The following is a 535-nucleotide window of genomic DNA, read 5'->3' on the forward strand; positions in this document are numbered from 1 at the left end:
GGTAGAAAATCATGGCGGAGAAAGAAAAATTTATTAGAAAAAAACCCCATATTAACATCGGTACCATTGGCCATGTTGCCCATGGTAAAAGTACTTTGACCGCTGCCATTACCCATATCTTAAAATTAAAGGGCTTGGCAACAAAAGAAGTAACGGTCGAGGATTTAAATGCCGCTCCTGAGGAAAAAGCCAGGGGATTAACCATTACCATTTCCCACGTTGAATACGAGACTGATAAAAGACACTATGCCCATATCGATTGCCCTGGCCACGCCGACTACATCAAAAACATGATTACTGGAGCAGCCCAGATGGATGGTGGGATTTTGGTTGTTTCGGCTGTTGATGGGTCAATGCCCCAAACCAGGGAACACCTTCTTCTGGCAAGACAGGTTGGTTTACCTTCCTTGGTCGTCTTTATAAACAAATGCGATGCCGTTGACGATCCGGAAATAATCAATTTAGTTGAAAGTGAGATCAGGGAGTTATTGAAAAAATATGAGTTTCCCGGAGATGAGGTTCCGATAGTTCGGGG

1 protein-coding gene is annotated in these 535 nt (G+C 43.6%); it reads left to right on the forward strand.

Annotated elements, in window-relative coordinates; genetic code table 11:
• Positions 1–11: 11 nt before the first annotated feature.
• On the forward strand, positions 12–535 hold a 524-nt coding region (locus tag QMC81_11930; GenBank protein MDI6908178.1), incomplete at its 3' end, for a GTP-binding protein.

This window comes from Thermoanaerobacterales bacterium, from assembly GCA_030019475.1.
Classification (GTDB): domain Bacteria; phylum Bacillota; class Desulfotomaculia; order Desulfotomaculales; family JASEER01; genus JASEER01.